At 72.8% G+C, this 18,651-nt stretch carries 21 protein-coding genes and 1 pseudogene; 8 read left to right on the top strand and 14 right to left on the bottom strand.

Translation table 11 applies throughout. From position 1 onward, the window contains the following. The first annotated feature begins 44 nt into the window (after window positions 1–44). From CHF15_RS37580 to CHF15_RS37570, 3 genes and pseudogenes are all read left to right on the top strand, one after another. Complete coding sequence (locus CHF15_RS37580; protein ID WP_089228428.1) at window positions 45–695, top strand: HemK2/MTQ2 family protein methyltransferase; 651 nt, start codon at window positions 45–47, stop codon at window positions 693–695. Then, window positions 682–906, top strand: a complete 225-nt coding sequence (locus tag CHF15_RS37575; RefSeq protein WP_089228427.1) for a CDGSH iron-sulfur domain-containing protein — start codon at window positions 682–684, stop codon at window positions 904–906. Before CHF15_RS37580 ends, CHF15_RS37575 begins: the two co-directional genes overlap by 14 nt. Window positions 907–1,127: 221 nt before the next feature. Further along, window positions 1,128–1,472, top strand: a pseudogene (locus CHF15_RS37570) (thiamine pyrophosphate-binding protein); the annotation flags it as partial. On the opposite strand, the gene CHF15_RS37565 reads toward CHF15_RS37570, so the two are convergent. The 5 genes from CHF15_RS37565 to CHF15_RS37545 all read right to left on the bottom strand — a co-directional run bounded on the left by CHF15_RS37565 (window position 1,375) and on the right by CHF15_RS37545 (window position 5,115). Beyond that, window positions 1,375–1,848 (bottom strand): SDR family NAD(P)-dependent oxidoreductase, encoded by a 474-nt coding sequence (locus CHF15_RS37565; RefSeq protein WP_089228426.1) that lies wholly within the window; start codon window positions 1,846–1,848, stop codon window positions 1,375–1,377. The pseudogene CHF15_RS37570 and the gene CHF15_RS37565 overlap by 98 nt on opposite strands. Window positions 1,849–2,018: 170 nt before the next feature. Further along, a complete protein-coding gene (locus CHF15_RS37560) occupies window positions 2,019–3,023 on the bottom strand; it encodes an ABC transporter permease (RefSeq protein WP_089228425.1) in 1,005 nt (334 codons plus the stop codon). Further along, window positions 3,020–3,940 (bottom strand): ABC transporter ATP-binding protein, encoded by a 921-nt coding sequence (locus CHF15_RS37555; RefSeq protein ID WP_089228424.1) that lies wholly within the window; start codon window positions 3,938–3,940, stop codon window positions 3,020–3,022. Before CHF15_RS37555 ends, CHF15_RS37560 begins: the two co-directional genes overlap by 4 nt. Before the next feature lie 41 nt (window positions 3,941–3,981). Further along, window positions 3,982–4,242: a hypothetical protein gene (locus CHF15_RS37550; protein ID WP_089228423.1), complete on the bottom strand. Its 261-nt coding sequence runs from the start codon at window positions 4,240–4,242 to the stop codon at window positions 3,982–3,984. Window positions 4,243–4,473: 231 nt separating this feature from the next. Continuing rightward, window positions 4,474–5,115 (bottom strand): hemerythrin domain-containing protein, encoded by a 642-nt coding sequence (locus tag CHF15_RS37545; protein WP_245939256.1) that lies wholly within the window; start codon window positions 5,113–5,115, stop codon window positions 4,474–4,476. Between the two features lie 72 nt (window positions 5,116–5,187). Between CHF15_RS37545 and CHF15_RS37540 the strand changes: the two genes are divergently transcribed. After that, complete coding sequence (locus tag CHF15_RS37540; protein ID WP_089228421.1) at window positions 5,188–5,811, top strand: TetR/AcrR family transcriptional regulator; 624 nt, start codon at window positions 5,188–5,190, stop codon at window positions 5,809–5,811. Window positions 5,812–5,820: 9 nt separating this feature from the next. Here the strand turns inward: CHF15_RS37540 and CHF15_RS37535 are convergent, their stop codons facing one another. The 3 genes from CHF15_RS37535 to CHF15_RS37525 form a co-directional block, all read right to left on the bottom strand. Then, the gene (locus tag CHF15_RS37535) at window positions 5,821–6,687 is read right to left on the bottom strand and encodes a helix-turn-helix domain-containing protein (RefSeq protein ID WP_089228420.1); all 867 of its coding nucleotides are present in this window, start codon (window positions 6,685–6,687) and stop codon (window positions 5,821–5,823) included. Between the two features lie 103 nt (window positions 6,688–6,790). Further along, the gene (locus CHF15_RS37530; RefSeq protein WP_245939255.1) at window positions 6,791–7,792 is read right to left on the bottom strand and encodes an NAD(P)H-dependent flavin oxidoreductase; all 1,002 of its coding nucleotides are present in this window, start codon (window positions 7,790–7,792) and stop codon (window positions 6,791–6,793) included. Window positions 7,793–8,196: 404 nt separating this feature from the next. Next, on the bottom strand, window positions 8,197–9,066 hold the full coding sequence (locus tag CHF15_RS37525) for a helix-turn-helix transcriptional regulator (RefSeq protein WP_089228419.1): 870 nt from the start codon (window positions 9,064–9,066) through the stop codon (window positions 8,197–8,199). A 162-nt stretch (window positions 9,067–9,228) separates the two neighbouring features. On the opposite strand from CHF15_RS37525, the gene CHF15_RS37520 reads away from it, so the two are divergent. Beyond that, window positions 9,229–10,284, top strand: a complete 1,056-nt coding sequence (locus CHF15_RS37520) for an NAD(P)-dependent alcohol dehydrogenase (RefSeq protein ID WP_089228418.1) — start codon at window positions 9,229–9,231, stop codon at window positions 10,282–10,284. 45 nt (window positions 10,285–10,329) lie between these two features. On the opposite strand, the gene CHF15_RS37515 is transcribed toward CHF15_RS37520, so the two are convergent. Then, window positions 10,330–11,628, bottom strand: a complete 1,299-nt coding sequence (locus tag CHF15_RS37515) for an MFS transporter (RefSeq protein ID WP_245939254.1) — start codon at window positions 11,626–11,628, stop codon at window positions 10,330–10,332. A 296-nt stretch (window positions 11,629–11,924) separates the two neighbouring features. Between CHF15_RS37515 and CHF15_RS37510 the strand changes: the two genes are divergently transcribed. After that, on the top strand, window positions 11,925–12,128 hold the full coding sequence (locus CHF15_RS37510) for a hypothetical protein (RefSeq protein WP_089228417.1): 204 nt from the start codon (window positions 11,925–11,927) through the stop codon (window positions 12,126–12,128). A 27-nt stretch (window positions 12,129–12,155) separates the two neighbouring features. Here the strand turns inward: CHF15_RS37510 and CHF15_RS37505 are convergent, their stop codons facing one another. Beyond that, entirely contained in the window at window positions 12,156–12,371 is a 216-nt protein-coding gene (locus tag CHF15_RS37505; protein WP_089228416.1) for a hypothetical protein, read from the bottom strand. 82 nt (window positions 12,372–12,453) lie between these two features. Then, window positions 12,454–12,837 carry a winged helix-turn-helix transcriptional regulator gene (locus tag CHF15_RS37500; protein WP_089228415.1) on the bottom strand — a complete coding sequence of 128 codons (384 nt, stop codon included), beginning with the start codon at window positions 12,835–12,837 and terminating at the stop codon, window positions 12,454–12,456. Between the two features lie 275 nt (window positions 12,838–13,112). Between CHF15_RS37500 and CHF15_RS37495 the strand changes: the two genes are divergently transcribed. After that, window positions 13,113–14,825: a SpoIIE family protein phosphatase gene (locus tag CHF15_RS37495; protein WP_245939253.1), complete on the top strand. Its 1,713-nt coding sequence runs from the start codon at window positions 13,113–13,115 to the stop codon at window positions 14,823–14,825. A 239-nt stretch (window positions 14,826–15,064) separates the two neighbouring features. Then, window positions 15,065–15,613, top strand: coding sequence for a hypothetical protein (locus CHF15_RS37490; protein ID WP_089228413.1), 549 nt, complete (start codon window positions 15,065–15,067; stop codon window positions 15,611–15,613). Window positions 15,614–15,723: 110 nt separating this feature from the next. Here the strand turns inward: CHF15_RS37490 and CHF15_RS37485 are convergent, their stop codons facing one another. The 3 genes from CHF15_RS37485 to CHF15_RS37475 all read right to left on the bottom strand — a co-directional run bounded on the left by CHF15_RS37485 (window position 15,724) and on the right by CHF15_RS37475 (window position 18,505). Then, window positions 15,724–16,215, bottom strand: coding sequence for an SPW repeat protein (locus CHF15_RS37485; RefSeq protein WP_179280134.1), 492 nt, complete (start codon window positions 16,213–16,215; stop codon window positions 15,724–15,726). Window positions 16,216–16,415: 200 nt separating this feature from the next. Beyond that, complete coding sequence (locus tag CHF15_RS37480; RefSeq protein WP_089228412.1) at window positions 16,416–17,273, bottom strand: endonuclease/exonuclease/phosphatase family protein; 858 nt, start codon at window positions 17,271–17,273, stop codon at window positions 16,416–16,418. Window positions 17,274–17,398: 125 nt separating this feature from the next. Beyond that, the gene (locus CHF15_RS37475; RefSeq protein WP_089228411.1) at window positions 17,399–18,505 is read right to left on the bottom strand and encodes a D-alanyl-D-alanine carboxypeptidase family protein; all 1,107 of its coding nucleotides are present in this window, start codon (window positions 18,503–18,505) and stop codon (window positions 17,399–17,401) included. Window positions 18,506–18,651: the final 146 nt, after the last annotated feature.

Raw genomic sequence — 18,651 nt, 5'->3', positions numbered from 1 at the left:
GCGTGGTCCACGTTAGTCCGCGCATCATGGGGTATCCGCGCAGTATGTGGCTTTTGTGCCCACCGGGGGTCTACCGCCCCCAGGACGACACGCTTCTGCTGGAGGACGCGCTGAAGCGGGAGCCTCTCACGGCTGAGGCCGACGTCCTCGACCTGGGGACCGGCACCGGCGCGCTGGCGCTGACCGCCGCCGAGCACGGGGTCGCGCGGGTGACGGCCGTCGACGCCTCCGTGGGCGCGGTGCTCACGACCTGGCTCAACGCGCGGCTGAACCGTCTGCGCGTCAGGGTGCTGCGCGGCGACCTCACCGCGCCTGTGACGGATCGCCGCTTCGACCTGATCATGGCCAACCCGCCGTACGTGCCGTCACCGCGGGCGCGCCCTCCCGGCCGGGGCCGTGCCGTGGCGTGGGACGCGGGGCCCGACGGCCGGGTGCTGCTGGACCGGATCTGCTCCGACGCGCCGCCGCTGCTCACACCGGGAGGCGTGCTGCTGCTGGTCCACTCGGGCTTCTGCGGTGTCGAGCACACTCTGGGCCGGCTGCGTCGCGCGGGACTGCGGCCGGTGGTGACCGATCGCCGCTACATCCCGTTCGGGCCGGTGCTGCGCGGCAGGTCGGCGTGGCTGGAGGCGCGGGGGCTGATATCCCCGGGCGAGGAGAAGGAAGAGCTGGTGGTGATCCGTGCCGAACGTTGACGATGAACCGGCGCCGACGCGGGTGACGCTCACCCGGGACGGCCCGATCCTGATCGAAGGCCCCGTGGAGGTCGTCCTGGACGACGGCCGCGTGGTGCGTTCCGACCGCTTCGTCGTGGCCGTGTGCGCTTGCCGGCGCAGCCGGAAGTACCCGTGGTGCGACACCAGTCACCGCCGGCGCGGCAAGTCTCCGGCGGCACGCAGGGCCTGACCTCCGCGATGGCGGGCGCGATCATCCGGCCGGTCCGTGCGGGGGTGTTAGAGATCGGGCGGTCCGGGCACGCGAGACGCAGGATCCCGGCGGCCGGCCGGAGCGGCCGGCCGAGCGCCACGGCCATCACCGCTTCCGGATGCGGCGTCACGGCCGAGGCGTCGTGGCGGGTGCGCCGCCACCGGAAACGCCCGAAACGGAAACTGGAAGGTGAGTCCCCCGTGTCCATCAAGGTCTCCGACCACGTACTGCAGCGACTGCGGGAATGGGACGTCGACCATGTCTTCGCCTACCCGGGCGATGGCATCAACGGACTGCTCGCGGCCTGGGGGCGGGCGGACGACAAGCCACGGTTCGTCCAGGCCCGTCACGAGGAGATGGCGGCCTTCCAGGCGGTGGGCTACGCCAAGTTCTCCGGCAGGGTCGGCGTCTGCGCGGCCACGTCGGGGCCCGGCGCGATCCACCTGCTCAACGGCCTGTACGACGCGAAGCTCGACCACGTACCGGTGGTGGCGATCGTGGGGCAGACCAACCGCAGCGCCATGGGCGGCTCGTACCAGCAGGAGGGAAGAACACGCCCTTGAAGTGCACGTCGACCATCAGGTCGAAGTCGTCCGCGCCGGTGGCGCCCAGCGGGGAGAACCCGGCCGTGCCCGCGTTGTTGACCAGGAAGTCGAACGTCTCGCGTCCCCACGTGGCGCGCAGGGTGTCGCCCAGCGTCCGTGCGAAGGCGGGGAGTTCCCCGAACGAGGTGGTGTCCAGCCGCAGTGCCGCCGCCTTGCGCCCCATCGCGGTCAGCGCCTCCACCACCTCCGCGGCCTCCTTCTCGTTGCTCCGGTAGGTGAGGACGACGTCCGTCCCCGCCGCACCCAGCGCGAGGGCGGTGGCGCGGCCCAGCCCCCGGTTGCCACCGGTGATCACCGCGATCGTGTTCACGCTCATGTCCAGCTCTCCTGATTCCTCGTTCCGCGGTGCGGAGCCCGGTCGGGCCCCGCACCGCTCACCACCAGGTTCGGCGTGAACTCCGCGCCGATGAAGGCATCACCGATCCAGGGAGCGCCGGTCCCCCTTTGGGCCCGTCCGGGGCCTTCGAAGGGGACCGGCGGCGGTGATCAGGCCGGGTTCCGGCGGGTCCACCACAGGGACAGGGCGATCAGCACGACGCCCAGCGCCAGGCACAGGCCCGTCGCCGTCCACTGCAGCGGCCACAGATCCGAGGCCGGGTGGTACTCCGACCAGCGGCCGGTGATGCCCCGGGAGGCGAGGCACTGCTTGATGTCCCCCGCGGCATAGCAGTCCCAGGCCTCGGACACGCGGTGCCCCTCCTTGGACAGCGGGCCGTCGGCCAGCTGCCAGGCGTCAAGGGGAGCCGGCGGTTCTGATGTGTGCTGCGCGTACGCCGTGCGGACGGGCCACAGGCGCGGGCGCACCGCTTCGAGGAGGGCGAACAGCCCGGCGCCGACGGCGAGGGTGGCACCCATCGCCAGAACGGTACGGCGCAGGACGAGCCCCAGGGTCGCCCCCAGGAGGTAGAACAGGACGCTCAGGCCGACGACGACGGGCCCCACCCCGTAGAACGGGTACCACTGGTGCCAGGGGAACATCGGCCCCATCGCCTTGGCCACCGGGTGCCACCACCAGGTCATCGCGGCCGCGATGACACCGCTGACGAGGACCGTCATGGCGAGCGGCACGCCCAGCTTCGCCGCGAACCAGCGCATGCGGGTCACGGACTGGGTGGCCACCGTGCGGTAGGTCCCCGACTCCAGCTCCTGCGCGAGCTGCGGCCCACCCAGGAAGAGGCCGAAGAGGAACGGGAGCAGCAGCATGGCCTGGAGCGGCCGCCGCATCGGGAACTGGTACTGCTGCCCGAAGGTCGTGAGGCGGCTGAGGCAGCGTTCGGAGAGCTGGTGGCCCTGGCAGGCGTCGAGGTGCTGCGCGGTGACGGCCGCCGCTATGTGCTGGTGCTGTACGAGGGCGTAGCAGGCGACCGCTGCCGCGACCGCCAGTCCGATCCAGAAGGCGGTGCGGTTCTGCCGCCAGATCAGCCAGGTCAGTCCGCGCAGTCGCGGTCCTCGGCGAACGGGCGTGCGACTGCGGGTGGTTGCGGTGCTCATGCCGCCACCACCTCCATGCCGCCGTCGACCCTCGCGCTCGGGGTGAGGAGTGCGGGCGCGTCGGGCGCGCGCAGATAGCCGAGGACCAGTTCTTCCAGGGTGGGGGCGCGGTGGCCGGCGTCGGGCGGGGACGCGTGGGAGGTGCGGACGAGCGAGCTGTGGCCTCCCTCGTCGCCGGAGGTCGCGATGACCTGGTAGCCGTCCGGGACCGGCTCCTGCCGGTGGTGCCCGGTGAGCTGCCGGTGCTCGGCGAGGAGGAGGTCCACCTCGCCGGCCAGCCGGACCGTGCCGTTGTTGACGAGCACGAGGTAGTCGCAGGCGCTCTCCAGCTCGGAGACCAGGTGCGAGGACATCACGACGGTCGAGCCGTGCCGCCGGGCCTCGGCCTGGAGGATGTCGTTCATCTGGTGGCGTACCAGGGGGTCGAGGTCGGCCATCGGCTCGTCCAGGAGCATCAGTCGGGGACGCTTGCCCAGCGCGAGGGCGAAGGCGACGCGGGTGGCCTGTCCGCCGGAGAGGGTGCCGACGCGGGCGTTCATGGGGACCTGGCCGGCGTCGATGACGGACTCGGCGGTCTCCTGGTGCCAGGTGGGGTTGAGCTCCCGGCCCATGCGGAGGATCTCGCTGACGCGGAAGCGCGGGTAGAGGGCCTTCTGCTGGCTGAGGAACGCGGTGCTCTGGCGGGCTTGGACGCTGCCGGGGCGGTGCCCGGACAGCGTGATCGTGCCGGTGGTGGGCGTGATCAGGTCGGCGGCCATGGACAGCAAGGTGGTCTTGCCCGCGCCGTTGGGGCCGACGAGCGCGCAGACGCGGCCGGCGGGAAGGCGGAAGGAGGTGTCGCGCAGCGCCCAGCCGCGACGGTAGCGCCTGCCCAGCCCGACGGTCTCGATGGCGGGGACGTTGGGGGAATCGGTCATGACGTGGTGGCCCGTGTGATCTTCCTGTGCGTGTGCGTCGTTCAGCGGTCTTGGGCGGCCGGAGCCTTGCCGTGACGGAGGCGCCAGAACAGGGTGAGCAGCGCGGCGCCCACAACGAGGAGAACAAGGTGGGACAGGCCCGGAATGGTCTGGCCGGCGGCCCACACCGTCAGGTGGGCGAAGAGGCGCTCGGTGAGCGGCACACCGCCCAGCAGGAGGAGCGCGACGCCGACGAGGCCGGCGAGGAGCTGCGCGGGGCGCTGGGTGAGGGGAACGGATTCCGTACGCGGGGTGGGGTTCATGTCACCGAAGTTATGGCGCGGGCCGGCCCCCGGGCTTCGGCAGAAAGTCTGCGTTCCGCGGGTGACGAAAGTAGCGGTGGGAGGCGCCGCCTATACCTTCGTCTATTGCTTCGCGGCGCCCCTGGGGCCGTGCTCCCCGGCGTGTGCCGGGCGCGCCTCGGGCGCACCCTGGAGATGCGGCCCCGCTCCGGCTTGCCGAATCCGCCCTCGGAGCGGGGCCGCGCGGCCGGGTCAGGCCCCGGCGCCGCGCAGGGTCCGGAGGTCGTCCGAGGCCTGCCGGCGCATGGCGGGCAGGAGCGGCCGCACCGGCTCCGGCAGGGCCGCGAGCATGAGTTCGACCTCCTCGGGGGTGCCCACCTCGTCGAGGAAGCCGATCATGAGGTGGCCGGCGACGGGCGGCGTGGTGGCGATCACCCGCTGGGAGAAGTCCGCCCAGTACTCGGGCGTGACGTGCTCCCGCAGGGCGGGGAAGAGGATCGGCTCTTCGTGCGCCAGGTGGCTGTGCACGGTGTCCCGTACGGCGGCGGCCGCCTCGTGGAGCGCGGGCCGGGCTGCGTCGGCGTCGTCGCCGAGCGCGACGGCGGCGAGCGCGTCGAGGGCCTCGTCCAGCCGCTCGTGTTCCGCGCTGAGGTCCCCCAGCGCGTCCGCGGTGGCCGGCGAGGTCGCGACGATCTGCGGCCACAGGTCCTCGTCCTCGGTCTCGTGGTGGTGGCGCAGGTTCACCACGAGGAAGTCCCGCAGCTGGGCCAGCGTGCCCAGGGGCGCGGAAGGGCGGACGGCCGCCTCCGCCAGCAGGGCGGTGGCCACGCGGTGGACCTCGTGGGCGAGCCGGGTCTCGATGACGGACATGGGCTCTTGGGAGGAGTGGTTCATGAAACGGAACATATTCATTAGAGGCGATTATTGTCAATATAATCACTTACGGTGGAGAGGTATGCTGCGTCGGTGACGAGCCGGAAGTACCACTCCCCCCTCCGCGCCCATTCGGCGGCCGCTACGCGCGAAGCGATCCTGGGCAGCGCGCAGGCGCTGTTCCTGGCACGGGGGTACGCCGGTGTGACGATCGGGGAGATCGCGGAGGCGGGGAAGGTCGCCGTGCCCACGGTGTACAGCAGCGTGGGGAACAAGCCGAAGATCCTGGCGGCCCTGCTGGAGCCCGCCCTCACGGACCCCGCCATCGCCGAATCGCTGGCCGCGGTCGAGGACAGCGACGACCCTCGCGCCGTGATCGCACTGACCGCCGAGGGCACCCGGCTCACGCACGAACGCCACTGGGATCTGGTGTACGGGCTCTTCTACCGTGATCCGCCGGGGGAGCCGGCCGTCAAGGCGGTGCTGGACAAGGGGACGGACGACTACGTCGAGGCCCTGACGCGGGTCGCGGACCGCCTCGCGGCGCTCGACGCGCTCCGTGCGGACGTGAACCGGGCCGAGGCCGTCGACCTGCTGTGGTTCCACCTCGGTCCGCACGCCTGGAGCACGCTCGTCGGTGAACGCGGCTGGGCCTTCGACCGCGCCCAGAGCTGGATCACACGGGCCGCCTGCCGGGAGTTGCTCCAGGAGTCCTGAGGCGGCCGTTCAGTCCACGGGAGTCGTGGACAGCGACCGGTCCGCGGCCCAGGAGGCCAGGATGCGCAGCCCGTCGTGGGTGGGCGAGCCGACCTCGGCTGTCCAGATCACGAGCTTCTGGTCGGGGTCGGTGGTGGCGGTCAGCGTGTCCCAGTCCAGGGACAGCTCGCCGGCCACCGGATGGTCGAGCACCTTGGTCCCGACCGTGAGCGCGGCGACGTGGTGGGCGGCCCACCACGAGCAGAAGTCCGGGTCCCGCGCGGACAGTTCCCCGACGAGCGCGGTCAGCCGGGGGTCGCTCGGATACTTGGCCGCCTCCATGCGCAACTGGGCCACGCAGGAGCGGGCGATGGTCCCCCAGTCGGTGTACAGCGTCCGCATGGCGGGGTCCGTGAACAGGATCCGGGGATAGTTCCGGTGCTCCTCCGGAACCGACCCGAAGTCGGTGATGAGCGCCGCCGCGAGCGCGTTCCAGGCGATGACGTCCATGCGGCGGCCGAGCACCATGGCGGGGGTGGCCGTGAGGTCGTCCAGAAGGCGCCGCAACTGCGGCTGGACGTGATGGCGGGTCCGGCGGCGGGGGCGCGCGGTCTCCTTCCCGGCGAGGCCGAAGAGGTAGTCGCGCTGGTCCGCGTCGAGGTGGAGGGCCTGGGAGAGGGCGTCCAGGACCGGAGCGGACGCCTGGATCCGGCCCTGCTCCAAGCGCGTGTAGTAGCCGGTGGAGATCGCCGCCAGCCGGGCGACCTCCTCCCTGCGCAGTCCGCTGACCCGGCGGTTCCCCGCGCCGTCGGGCAGGCCCACCGTCCGGGGGCTGAGCTCGGCGCGGCGTGCCTTGAGGAACTCACCCAACTCGTCGAGCTGTGCGTCGGGGGCCATGCGTCCAGTGTGGCACCGCCGCCGGGGCCGGCCAGGGGGACGGTTCCCTGCCGGGACGATCTCGCGCGGAGTGGGGGTGCGTGAGGATGGTCGTGGGCCCAACCTAGCGGCGCGGCAACGGCTTTCCGTCGGCCAGCGCGGCGAGGACGGCCTCCGCCTGCCGCAGGATCCCGCGCAGGATGTCGCCTGCGGGGAGGACGTCGTGGACGAGCCCCGCCGACTGGCCCGTGAACGGCAGGTACTCGTCCCCGCGCCCGCGGCGGATCGCCGCCAGCAGGCGCGGTACGGCCTCCTCGGGGTCGACCCGCTCGGGGTGGTCGCGGAGGGTGTCCACGAATTCGGTGCGCAGGGCGCGCGGGACGCCGAAGCCGCCGGGACGGGAGTAGGGCGGCAGGATCCGGTCGCTGTTGAGCGCCTTGACGGCGTCCACCGCGTCCGCCCCGACGATCCGTTGCTTCCAGTCCTGGGAGATGTTCATCTCGGTGGACGCGAGGAACCGCGTGCCCATCGACACGCCCTGGGCGCCCAGGGCGAACGCCGCCGCGACGCCGCGCCCGTCGGCGATGCCGCCCGCGGCGACGACCGGGGTGCCGCCGGCCATGTCGACGACCTGCGGCACCAGGACCATCGTGCTCACGTCGCCGCCGTGCCCGCCGGCCTCGCCGCCCTGCGCGACGATCACGTCGGCTCGCGCGTCCAGGGCCTGCCCCGCCTGGCGGGCGTCGGTCACCTGCTGGATCCAGATGACGCCCGCGTCGTGGGCCCGGGCGATCAGGTCGGCCGGTACGGCGAGGTGGAACGAGATGACGGCGGGGCGCGCGTCGAGCGTGGCCTGGAAGGCCTCCTCGTCGAACGGCCGGGTCGTGTGGTTGATCGCGAAGGGGCGGTCGGTGAGTTCGCGCAGCCGCGACCACTGCTGCCGGAGCTCGGGGACGGTCCGCGCGGCGGTACCCAGGCTGCCCAGTCCTCCGGCCTCGCAGACGGCGGCCGCGAGGGCGACCTCGTCCCAGGGACCGAACGGGGCGCAGATGACCGGCGCCTCGATACCGAGCAGGCCGCACAACGGGGTGTCGAACATGCCCACCTCCGGCACTGCGAAGATCACGAAGGCCTCAGCCGGGCCGCCTTGATCTCTCCAGTATGCGCCTCCCCCACTGACCCCAGGCGACGCAAGCCGATCGGCCGGTGCGGCCGCGCCCGCCCCCAGGCCGTGTCGTCAAATGAACTCCCCCAGCTACCGCTGGGAGGTGCCCCCATCGCCCGGAGGGCGGGCTCGGCGGCTCCCCCAGCTGACGCCGGGCGGTGCCCCCAGGTGCGGTGCATCGCAAGGCGGAGAGTCGTCCTCGTAGTGGGCTACTCGGACGATTCGGCAACGCAGCGTGGGGGCACCTCCCAGCGGAGCTGCGGGAGTGCCGTGCCTGGGGGCACCTCCCGGCGGAGCTGCGGGAGCGCCGCGGGGTGGGGGCACCTCCGGCCGAAGGCTGGGGGGAGGGCATTTGACGACACGGCCTACGGGCGGATGCGCCGGGCGTCTTCCTCGGCGGTGGGCGCGTTCCAGCTGGCCAGGATGCGCAGCTTCTCCTCCGAGGGGGAGCCGCGGTCCGCTCTGAAGACGATGACGCTCTGACCCGTGCCCCCGGGCAGGGTCATCGTCTCGTAGTGCAGGCTCATCTCGCCGACCGTGTCGTTGAAGAACCGCTTCACGCCGTACGAATGCTCGTAGAGCCGGTACTCCGCCCAGTACCGCGCGAAGTCCGGCGACGCGACGGCGATCTCCCCCACGAGCTGCTCCAGCGCGGGGTCCGCCGCCCGGTCCGCGGCGACCTGCCGCAGTGCCGCCGCCACCTGGGGCGCGATCTTGTTCCACTCGGGGTAGACGATCCTGGCCCGGGGGTCGAGGAACGTCCAGCGGGCGAGGTTGCGCTCCTTGACGGGCTTGGCGTCGAAGTCGTCGACAAGCAGCTTGGCGGTGTGGTTGACCGCCAGCACCTCCAGGCGCGGCCCGTGGACGATGGCGGGCAGGTCGAGCGCGTGCACCATGGCGACGACGCCCGGCCTGGTCTTCACGGGAGGCGGCGCCGAGGGGATGGGCCGGCTTCCCGCGTTCCGTACCAGGGTCCTGAGGTGCGCGCACTCCAGCTGGTCGAGCTGGAGCGCCCTCTCCACCGCGCCGAGGACCTCCTCGGAGATGCGGCCGATCCGCCCCTGCTCCAGCTTCGTGTAGTAGGCCACACTCACGCCGGCGAGCGCCGCGACCTCCTCGCGCCTGAGCCCCGGTACCCGTCGGCTGCCGTGGCCGACGGGAAGTCCCGTCCGCCCGGGGTCGATCGCCGCCCGCCGGGAGACGAGGAAGTCCCGCAGGGCCCGCTCAGCGTCCATACCCCAGGTATAGCCGAGCCCCGCACCCGTGGGGCGCCGAAGGTGGCTCCGCGAGTAGCACCCTCGGCACGGTCACGCTTCCCCTTCGCGGACGGCCCGGCACCTGGTGCAGTCGAAGACGGAAGTGATCCCCGTCCGACCTCGCCCCACCAGGAGACACGCATGCCCTTCGCCGTCGCCGCCCTCGCCGCCGCCGGTCCCGGCGCGCCGCTGGAACTCACCACCGTCGAGCGCCGTGAGCCGGGACCCCACGACGTCGTCATCGACATCGCCCACACCGGCATCTGCCACACCGACATCGCCCTCCTGCGCAACCACTGGATGGAGGGCCTGTTCCCCATGGTCCCCGGCCACGAGATCACCGGGACGGTCGTCGCGGCCGGCCCCGGCGTGACCCGCCACGCGGTCGGTGACCGGGTGGGTGTCGGCTGCTACGTCGACTCCTGCCGCGCGTGCGAGAACTGCCTCGCCGGCCAGGAGCAGCACTGCCTGAAGGGCGAGGTCCTCACCTTCGGCGCGCTGGACTACGACAAGCGGCCCACCTTCGGGGGCTACAGCCGCAGGATCGTCGTGGACGAGAACTACGTGCTCCGCATCCCCGACGGCCTCGGCCTGGACGTCGCCGCCCCGCTGCTCTGCGCCGGGGTGACGATGTACGTGCCCCTGCGCCGCTGGGGCGCCGGGCCCGGCAGGAAGGTCGCCGTCGTCGGCATGGGCGGGCTCGGCCACCTCGGCGTGAAGATCGCGCACGCGATGGGCGCCGAGGTCACCGTCCTCGGCCGGAGCGTTTCCAAGCGCGAGGACGGGCTGAGGTTCGGCGCCGACGCCTACGTGTCCACCGAGGACGCCTCCTGGTTCGCGGACCGCGGGCGGAGCTTCGACCTGATCGTCAACACCGTGTCGGGCAGCATCGACACCAACGCCTACCTCGGCCTCCTGCGTCTCGACGGCGTGCTGGTCAACGCCGGTGTCACCGCCGAGGCCGCCACGTTCCAGGGCATGCTGCTCGGCGACCCTCGCCGGATCATCACCTCGACGAAGAACGGCGGCATCCGCGAGACCCAGGAGATGCTCGAGTTCTGCGCGCGCCACGGCATCTCCGCGGACATCGAGACCGTGCCGGCGGACCAGGTCGACACCGCCCTCGACCGCCTGGACCGCGGCGACGTGCGCTACCGCTTCGTGATCGACGTCTCCACCCTCGGGCAGGCCGGTTAGGCCGGTTCGGGGCACGGCCCAGGTGCCGGCCGCCTGCTGGAGGGCTCATCCGTCGGCAACCGATCCCCTGCCCGCTGCCCGTGCGGCTTCAAGTGGATCGGTGACGTCCGGGACCGACCGGCGCGACAGGTCGAGCGCTGTCGCGGCGGACAGCACGACCGGGGCGGCGGCGACGGCGAAGCACACCGCCAGGGGCATCCGCCCCACCAGCAGTCCGGCCGCGGCCGTCCCTCCCGTCGAACCGGCGTTGAAGGCGGTGTTGACCCACGCGCCCGCTCTGGTGCGGGCACCCGGACCGGCGCACTCGTCGGCGATCAGATACGCCGTCGTGATGGCCGGGGCCACGAACAGCCCGCCCAGCGCCACCCAGACGACGAGCACCTGGGGATGAGGTGACAGGCCGGCCACCGCCAGAACGAGCCCCAGGGCGAGCGCCGACGAAGACAGCCGGAATCGACTTGTGGCGTGCCACCGGACGGAGCCGTGGACGAGGCCGCCGACGGCGCTGCCTGCGGACAGCGCCGCCAGGGCCCAGGGCACCACAAATGAGGCGTGATGTTCGTCGGCGAAGGCGATCACCAGGAGATCCAGCGCCCCGAGGCTCGTACCGAGCGCGGCAGTCACGGCGATCGCCTGCCCCAGCCCGGGCCTGCCCGCCTGCCGGCCGGGGGTCACGCCCGGGGGAACGTCCTCGGACGCTGCTGCCGACGCCCCGGCGGCCTTGCCCCGGTACCCCAGGCCGCGGGCCGCCGGGGACGCGGCCAGCATCAGTGCCCCGGCCCATACGAGGGCGGCGCTCACGGCAAGACCCACCCACGGCGCGGCGACTTTCACCAGCACGCCCACCAGCAGCGGTCCGGTCACGAACAACAGCTCCTCGGCCACACCGTCCAGGCTGTACGCGCGTTGCAGCAGACCCCGGTCGGGGACCAGGGCACTCCACAACCTCCTCATCACCGGACCGAGCGGTGGCGCACCGGCACCGGCGGCTCCGGCAAGGACGCCCAGGAGGACTCCCGACGCGCCGGACCACGTGGTCGCGAGGGCCAGTACGGTCAGCAGCACCGCGTAGGCGGCGGCCATGGGAGGCAGTACCCGCCGCGGCCCGTACCGGTCGACCAGACCGGCGCGGGCAGGGGCGAGGAAGACACTGGTCAGCCCGAACACGGCCATGACACCGCCCGCCACGGAGTAGGAGGCGGTGGCCTCCTTGACCGCCAGGATCAGGGACAGCGAGACCATTCCGTAGGAGAGCCGGCCCAACAGCGCGGCACCGAACGTGCGGCAGGCATAGGGGGTCCGCAGGACAGCCGCATACGACGGGGCGGCGGCAGACGAAGACATGATCATGTTCCTCGGGGAAGACAGCGCCGGACTCGCGGCGCTCACGCGTACACGGGCAGCGAGGACCGCGCCCGGCGGGCGCGGCGGCACTGACTCCTATGCACGGGAGAGGAACATGCGGGCGAACATAGCAGTGCGGCGGCCGGGAGGGGTGTCGGCCGGCGAAAGTGGCGGGATGCGACCGGTCCGCCGGCTCCGGCGAAACGCCGGGCCGGGCCGGTGAGCGGGGCGCACGCGGGTCAGCCCGCGGGTCCGCCCGCGATGCGTCCTCGCCGGTGACTGTGCAGGCTGGGACCATGCGCACCGAGGGGCCGCCGGTGGTCGTGGAAGCTCCGGTCGACGGCCGAAGGGTCGTGATCCGGGGCGACTACTTCGGCACCGCGCACTGCCTGGCGGACCTGCTGCGGTTCCTGTGGCTCGCCGGGTACGACGCCGGCACGGTCAGCCTGACCGACCCGGGGCAGGTGGAGTGGCGCGGGGGCGGGCCGGAGGCGTGGTGAACGCGGCGGGCGGGCGGGCCAACGGGCTCAGCGGGGCGAGACGTAGCGGGAGCCGGGGCGCAGGCGTACGGCCCTGACACGTTCGGGGGTGGTGATCCGGCCGTCCTGGCAGTCGGGACAGAGTTCGTGCCGGCCCTGGTCGGTGACGACGGTCCCCCAGCCGAAACACGGTCGGCATTCGCGGGCCAGGTCGACGTTAGCGCGGGGAGTGGGGCTGGGGATTCCCTCGGCTCCTCGGATCATGTGGCACCCCTCTGTGCTACCTCCGGAGATTTTGCGTGGTTATTACCCATTCAATAGGACATACACCCATTACGGGCTTTTTTTATCCGACGCGGCGCAGTCGGCGCGCGCTCCACTGCGCGAGCGGCTGCAGGGCCGCGATGAGCGCCTGGCCATCGGGGGCGAGCTCGTAGCGGACCTGCACGGGGGTGCTGGGGATGACCGACCGCGCGATGAGGCCCTCGGCCTCGAGCTCCTTCAAGCGCTGGGCGAGCAGCCGGTCGGAGATCCCGGCGATGACGGCGCGGTACTCGCCGAAGCGGCGCGCGCCGCGCGAGGCCGCGAACAGGATCGCCCCCGTCCAGCGGCGTCCGACGAGTTCGACCGCGCCCTGGAAACTCGGGCACGCCTCGTCATGGACCGAGCCGCGCTCCAGACGAAGTGCCGGCGGTCGGGTGCTGGTCGTCTCGTGGGATCCCGTGGTCATTCCTCGGAGCGTAGCCATGTGGGGTCGCGGGGGCGGGTGCCGTGCCTGGTCCTGCCGGTACCAGGACGGATTTCCCCTGGCAGCCGGGGCGGGCGGGCGGCCGCCATGGTCGTGGTGGGGCGCAGGACGCCGCCCGGGGACCGGAGGACCGGGAGGCCGGTGTCTCGTCGTGTCGGCCGCGGTCGGGGTCTGACAGGCGGGAGCATGGAGTATCGGTCGTCGTCGGCACGGTGTCCCCGGTACGGACCGACGCTCTGCGGCGAACAGGGGCGATCTTGGAGGGCGCAGTGTCGGACGAGGCCGACGGAGGCCGGCAGTGGGCGGCCCAGCCGGGTTTCTGGCGGCAGGTCGTCGAGCAACTGGGGGCGTCGCTGGTCGTGGTCGGCCCTTCCGGGCGCGTCGTCGCGGCCAATCCCGCCGCCGAACGGTTGCTGAGCCGCTCCGCCGAGGCGATGGCCGGCAAGGACTTCCACGACCTCGTGCACCGGCACGCGGACCGTGAACGTCCCGGTATCCGTTGCAGGTTGCTCGAAGCACTGATCCACGCCGGTGAGGCCCACGCGGACAGCGACAGGTATCTGTGCGGAGACGGCAAGCTGGTCGAGGTCTCGTGGTCCGCCGCGCCCGTGACGGACGGCGCCTCGTTCGAGGGCACCGCGATGCTGTTCGCCCGCCTCTCCGACGACCGCAGCGAACGTGCTGAGCACATGCAGGCGTTGGAGGACCTGACCGGGCGCCTGACGCTGGTCGCACAGATCACCGCGGTGCTCGGCCAGACCCTCGAAACGGACGAGGCACTCGCCCGCCTCGGGCGCATGCTGGTCCCCGGCCTCGCCGACTGGGTGGCGGTCGACCTGCTCGTCGGTGACGACGAGACGCACAGGGTGGCGGTCACCGGGCCGGACGGGCGGGACCGCGGGCAGGAGGGCTGGCGCGCCCGCCTTCCCTTCGCGGGCGAGTCGCGCTCCCCGCTGGTCCAGGCCGTGCGCGGTGCGGTGCCGGTCCTGGACGAGGATGCCGGGGCCCCGGCACGGCCGGACTCGCCGCTGGCCGCCCTGCACAGCGGCTTCCTGCAGTCGGTGGGTGCGGCGTCGGCGCTCACCGTGCCGTTGGGCTCGGGAAGGCACTCCACCGGGGCACTGACCCTGGTCCGCACGGACCCCGCCGCCCCCTTCGGCAACGACGACCTGCAGGTTGTCGTTGACATCGGCCGCCGGGTCGGCCAAGTGCTGGACAACACGCGCCGGTTCGGCCGTCAGCGGGACGTCGCCGAGGCCATGCAGCGCAACCTGCTCGCCCCCCTGCCCCAGCCGGGACGGCTGCTCCTGGCCGCCCGCTACCAGCCCGCACCCGCCGCGTCCCAGGTCGGCGGCGACTGGTACGACGCGTTCCAGCTCAAGGACGGCGTGACCGCGCTGGTCATCGGCGACGTCGTCGGCCACGACCTGACCGCGGCCGCGGGCATGGCCCAACTCCGTGGAATACTGCGGTCCCTGGCCTGGGATCGCACCGAGCCCCCCGGCGCCATCGTCGACCGCCTCGACGACGCCATGCCGGCGATCACCACCGTCCCCATGGCCACCCTCGTCCTGGCGCGCGTCGAGGGCCCCCGCGACGGCCCCTGGACTCTGCGCTGGACCAATGCCGGACACCCCCCGCCGCTGCTGCTCACCCCGAACGGCCACGGGCGGTACCTCGACGACGCGCGAGGTCCGCTGCTGGGTGCCCGTACCGGCACCGGCACCGGCGACCGCCGGCCCGACGCCACGACACCCCTGCCGTCGGGGTCCACGCTGCTGCTCTACACCGACGGCCTCATCGAACTGCGGGGCGCCGACCTCGACACCGGCCTCAGCCGGCTGCGCCGCAACGCCCTGGCCCTCGCCGAGGAGCCCTTGGACGACTTCTGCGACCAGCTCCTGACCCGCATGCCCCCCGGCAACGTCGACGACATCGCCCTCCTCGCCCTGCGCCTGCCCCCGCCATGAGAGCCGGCCAGCCGGTCCCGGGCGCGCGGCATCACCCCTTCGGCTACCCGGCGTGCGCGAATGGGCACTGAAAGTGATCCTTGCTGTGGGTTCGACGTCCCTCGTGACGGTCCCCGCCGCGTACTGCGGGGTGGGCGGCACGGGCCGCCCGCAGAGAACCCATACCTGGAGGTGACGTGTTGTACCGAATAACCAGGCCCATGTCATCGGCACAGCGACGCTACGGCCGAGTCCGCGTGATGACGATCGCCGCGAGCGCTGCCCTCGCGTCCTGCTTCGTGTCGGGCACGGCGTTCTCCGCGCCCGCGGAAGACGGCACCACGGCGGCGGCCGAGACCGCGCAGGGCGTCCAGCAGCGGTCCGTGCACCCGTGCTACCAGTACCCGACGTACCCCAATTACCCCAACTACTGCCTGAACCGTCCGGGCATCCCCGGCCCTCCGGGACCGCAGGGACCGGCCGGTCCCGCAGGTCCCCCCGGCCAGACCGGGCCCGCCGGGCCCGCCGGACCCCAGGGCCCCGCCGGCCCTCCGGGTACCGGGGGCGGGCTCTCCGGGGCCCACACCCTGGTCGCCACGTTCACGGCGGACGGCGCCGACCACACGCTGTCCTGCCCCGCGGGCGAGTTGGCCATCGGCGGCGGATTCCAGGTCACCAGGGCCACGATCGTGACCAGCGTCCCGTTCGCGAACCCGTCCACCGGGTGGACGGTGAACGCGGTGCCGGCCGGAGTGGCCCCCAACACCGTGACCGTGGTCGTGGCCTGCGCGCTCGGGCCCACGCCCTGACGTGAGCCGACCGAGCCCGGCGCACCGTGCGGTGCGCCGGGCTCTTCGACGCCGGGAGGCGCCGGGTCACGCGGGCGAGAGGCGTCGCCGGCCGAGCCCCCCGTGTCCCGCTACGTCCTGGGCAGACCTCCTGCCGGCTCCGGAGAACCCCGACGCTTGCGCAGCGCGCTGTCCGGACGGAGCGACGCCGCCGCGAGAGCCAGAATCAGTCCGATCACACCGACGATGACATTGTTGGTGATGGTGCGCGTGGTGCTGACGTTTCCCGCGATGCACCACGGCGAAATGATCGTCCACAGCGCGATGACCGCCGCCGCCCAGGCCCTAGAGTGGGCCCGCTCGAAGCCGCGTCCCACGCCTCCCATCAGCAGGGCGTACGCGATGCCGGCGATGAGGTTGTTCACGGCGATCGTCGACAGCGCGTTGAAACCGAACAGCGCGTTGAAGCCCACGATCCACGGTGAGGCGGCCAGATAGGTGCCGGTGAGCAGAGCCATGGCCTCCACGGCCTGACTCCGGTTGGTGGTGCTCGCGCGCTCGTAGTCGGCGCGGAGTTCCAGCAGATCGGGGTGCTGCTCGATACCGGGTTGCGTCCGGGACATACGGACCATCTCCGTCCATTTCGAACATTTCACATATCCCTCTACCCGAACTCAGGCATCCGACTCCGGTCGAATCGCCGAGCACAGCGCCCTGCGAGTGCCGCGGCCGCTCGGCGCGCGGTCCGGTTCACCGCCGTATCGGTTCACGCAGCGGCAGGCCTCCGTCACGCCACGCGTCCGCCACCCGGTCTTCCTGGCCCCTACAGCCGGACCGATGCCGCGACCGGCAGATGGTCGCTGCCGGTGGACGGGAGGGTCCAGGCCGACCGGGGTTCCATGCCGCGCACCAGGATGTGGTCGATCCGGGCCACGGGAAAGGACGCCGGCCAGCTCAGACCGAAGCCGGCGCCCGACTCGGCCTGGGCCGACCGCAGTTGCGAGGTGACCGCGGACAGGGCCCCGTCGTCCGTGGTGCCGTTGAAGTCGCCCATGAGCAGGGTGCGGGGCAGCGGTTCGGCGCGCAGGGCGGCGGCCAGGGCGCGCGCGGCGGTGTCCCGCCCGCTCGTGCCGAAGCCGTACAGCGGGGTGAACCGGACGGACAGCAGGTGGGCGACATAGACGGCGACGGGCCCCTTGGGGGTGCGGACGGTGGCGCGCAGGGCGCGCGGCCACGGCGCGATGTCGACCGTCCGGGCGTCGGCGAGCGGGTAGCGGCTCCACAGGCCGACCGTGCCCCGCACCGTGTGGTAGGGGTGGCCGGCGCGCAGAGCGGCGCTGTACGCCGGTGCGTTGTCGCCCAGCTCCTCGATGGCCACCAGGTCGGCGCCGGAGGCCGCCAGGGCACGGGCGGTGCGCGCCGGGTCCGGGTTCTCCTCGTTGGCGTTGTGCGTCACCACGGTCAGCTCCCCGCCGGACGCCCGTTTGTCGGCCAGCGTGCCGCCGAAGAGCGAGCACCAGACGACGGCGGGCAGCAGTACGGCGACGGCTGCGGTCGCCGAGCGCCGCAGCAGCGCGCACAGCATCAGGAGCGGGACGGCCAGGCCGGTCCAGGGCAGGAAGGTCTCGACGAGGCTGCCGAGATGGCCGGCCCCGTCCGGGATGCGGGCGTGGCCGAGCATCACCAGTGCGGCCGCCGCCGCCAGGGCCGCGGGGAGGCGTCCACGTCGCCAGATGCCGGGGCACCTGCCGGGCCGTGGTTCGCGAGCGGGTTCCGGCGGAGCGCCGGGAGTGCGCAGGAGAGTGGTCACGGCCGGCTCACCGGTCCCCGGACAGATCGGCGGCCGCCGACGCGGCTCCGGTGCCGGCCGGCCACCCACCGGCGTACGCCCTCCACCAGGGTGTGGCCGGCTCCCAGGGCGGCGTTGAGGCCCTCCTGGGGGCTCGTGCCGGGGCGCTGGTGGAGGACGACGCCGAGGGCGAGATGGCCGTGTCCGCGGCGGTCGGGTGCGTTGGCCGCCCACATCAGGGCGCCGCCGGCGGGGGTGCTGGAGCCGGTCTTGAGCCCGATCACCCCGGAGGTGCCGAGCAGGGTGTTGGTGTTGAGGACGGTGCCGGGCACACCGGGCACGGTGGTGCTGGGCTGGGCGACGACGGCCCTGAACACCGGGTCGCGCATGACCTCCCGGGCCAGCTTGAGCTGGTCGCCGGAGGTGCTGGTGGTCGTGGGCTCGATGCCGCTGGCCCCGGTGTAGGTGGTCCGGTCCATGCCGAGGTCTTCGGCGGCCCGGTTCATCTTGGCGACGAACGCCTCCTGCGTCCCCGCGTCCCAACGGGCGAGCAGTCGCGCCACGTTGTTGCCGGAGGGGATCAGCATCAGTTCCAGCAGCCGCCGTTCGCCCAGCCGCTGCCCCAGCCTCAGCGGCACGCTGGACTCCACGCCGGACACGGACTCGTCCGAGGCCTGCTGGTCGACGGCGATACGGGGACCGGACGCGCCGACGCGCAGCGGGTGGTCGCGCAGGATCACGTACGCGGTCATCACCTTGGTGACGCTGGCGATCGGCACCGGGTTCTGCGCGCCCCGGTTCCCGAGGTCACCACCGTCACCGAGCCCCTCGACCAGCACGCTGGCCTGCCCCTCCCCCGGCCAGGGCAGCGACACCGGGGGGCGGAGCTCCGACCGCTCGTCGTGGTGGCCGCCGCTCCCGGACACGCCTTCTCCGTCACCGCCCCGGCTCGTGATGACGACCAGCGCGCCCAGGACGATCAGGGTGAGCAGCGCGGCGGCACCGGCCGCGACCGGCACGCGCCGGGGACGACGTGCACCGCTCGGCGGATTCCACGGTCCGACGATCACCGGCTGCCGGACAGGCTCCGTGTCAGGATCGCGGAATTCGGGGACTGGGCGCATGGACGGCGCACCTCCACGGGGTTCACGGCGTGGCTCTCACGCACACCGCCCACCGTGGGGCCCGCTGATGTCGGCCCGGCCGTGACCGTGTCTCCGCCCGCGCTCGGCCGGTCATCCGTCGTGTATCAACGCCGTTCGCGTATCAA

Source organism: Actinacidiphila glaucinigra (assembly GCF_900188405.1).
GTDB lineage: Bacteria > Actinomycetota > Actinomycetes > Streptomycetales > Streptomycetaceae > Actinacidiphila > Actinacidiphila glaucinigra.
Note: the sequence above shows the minus strand (reverse complement) of the source record. Positions and strands in the feature narration are given on the sequence as shown.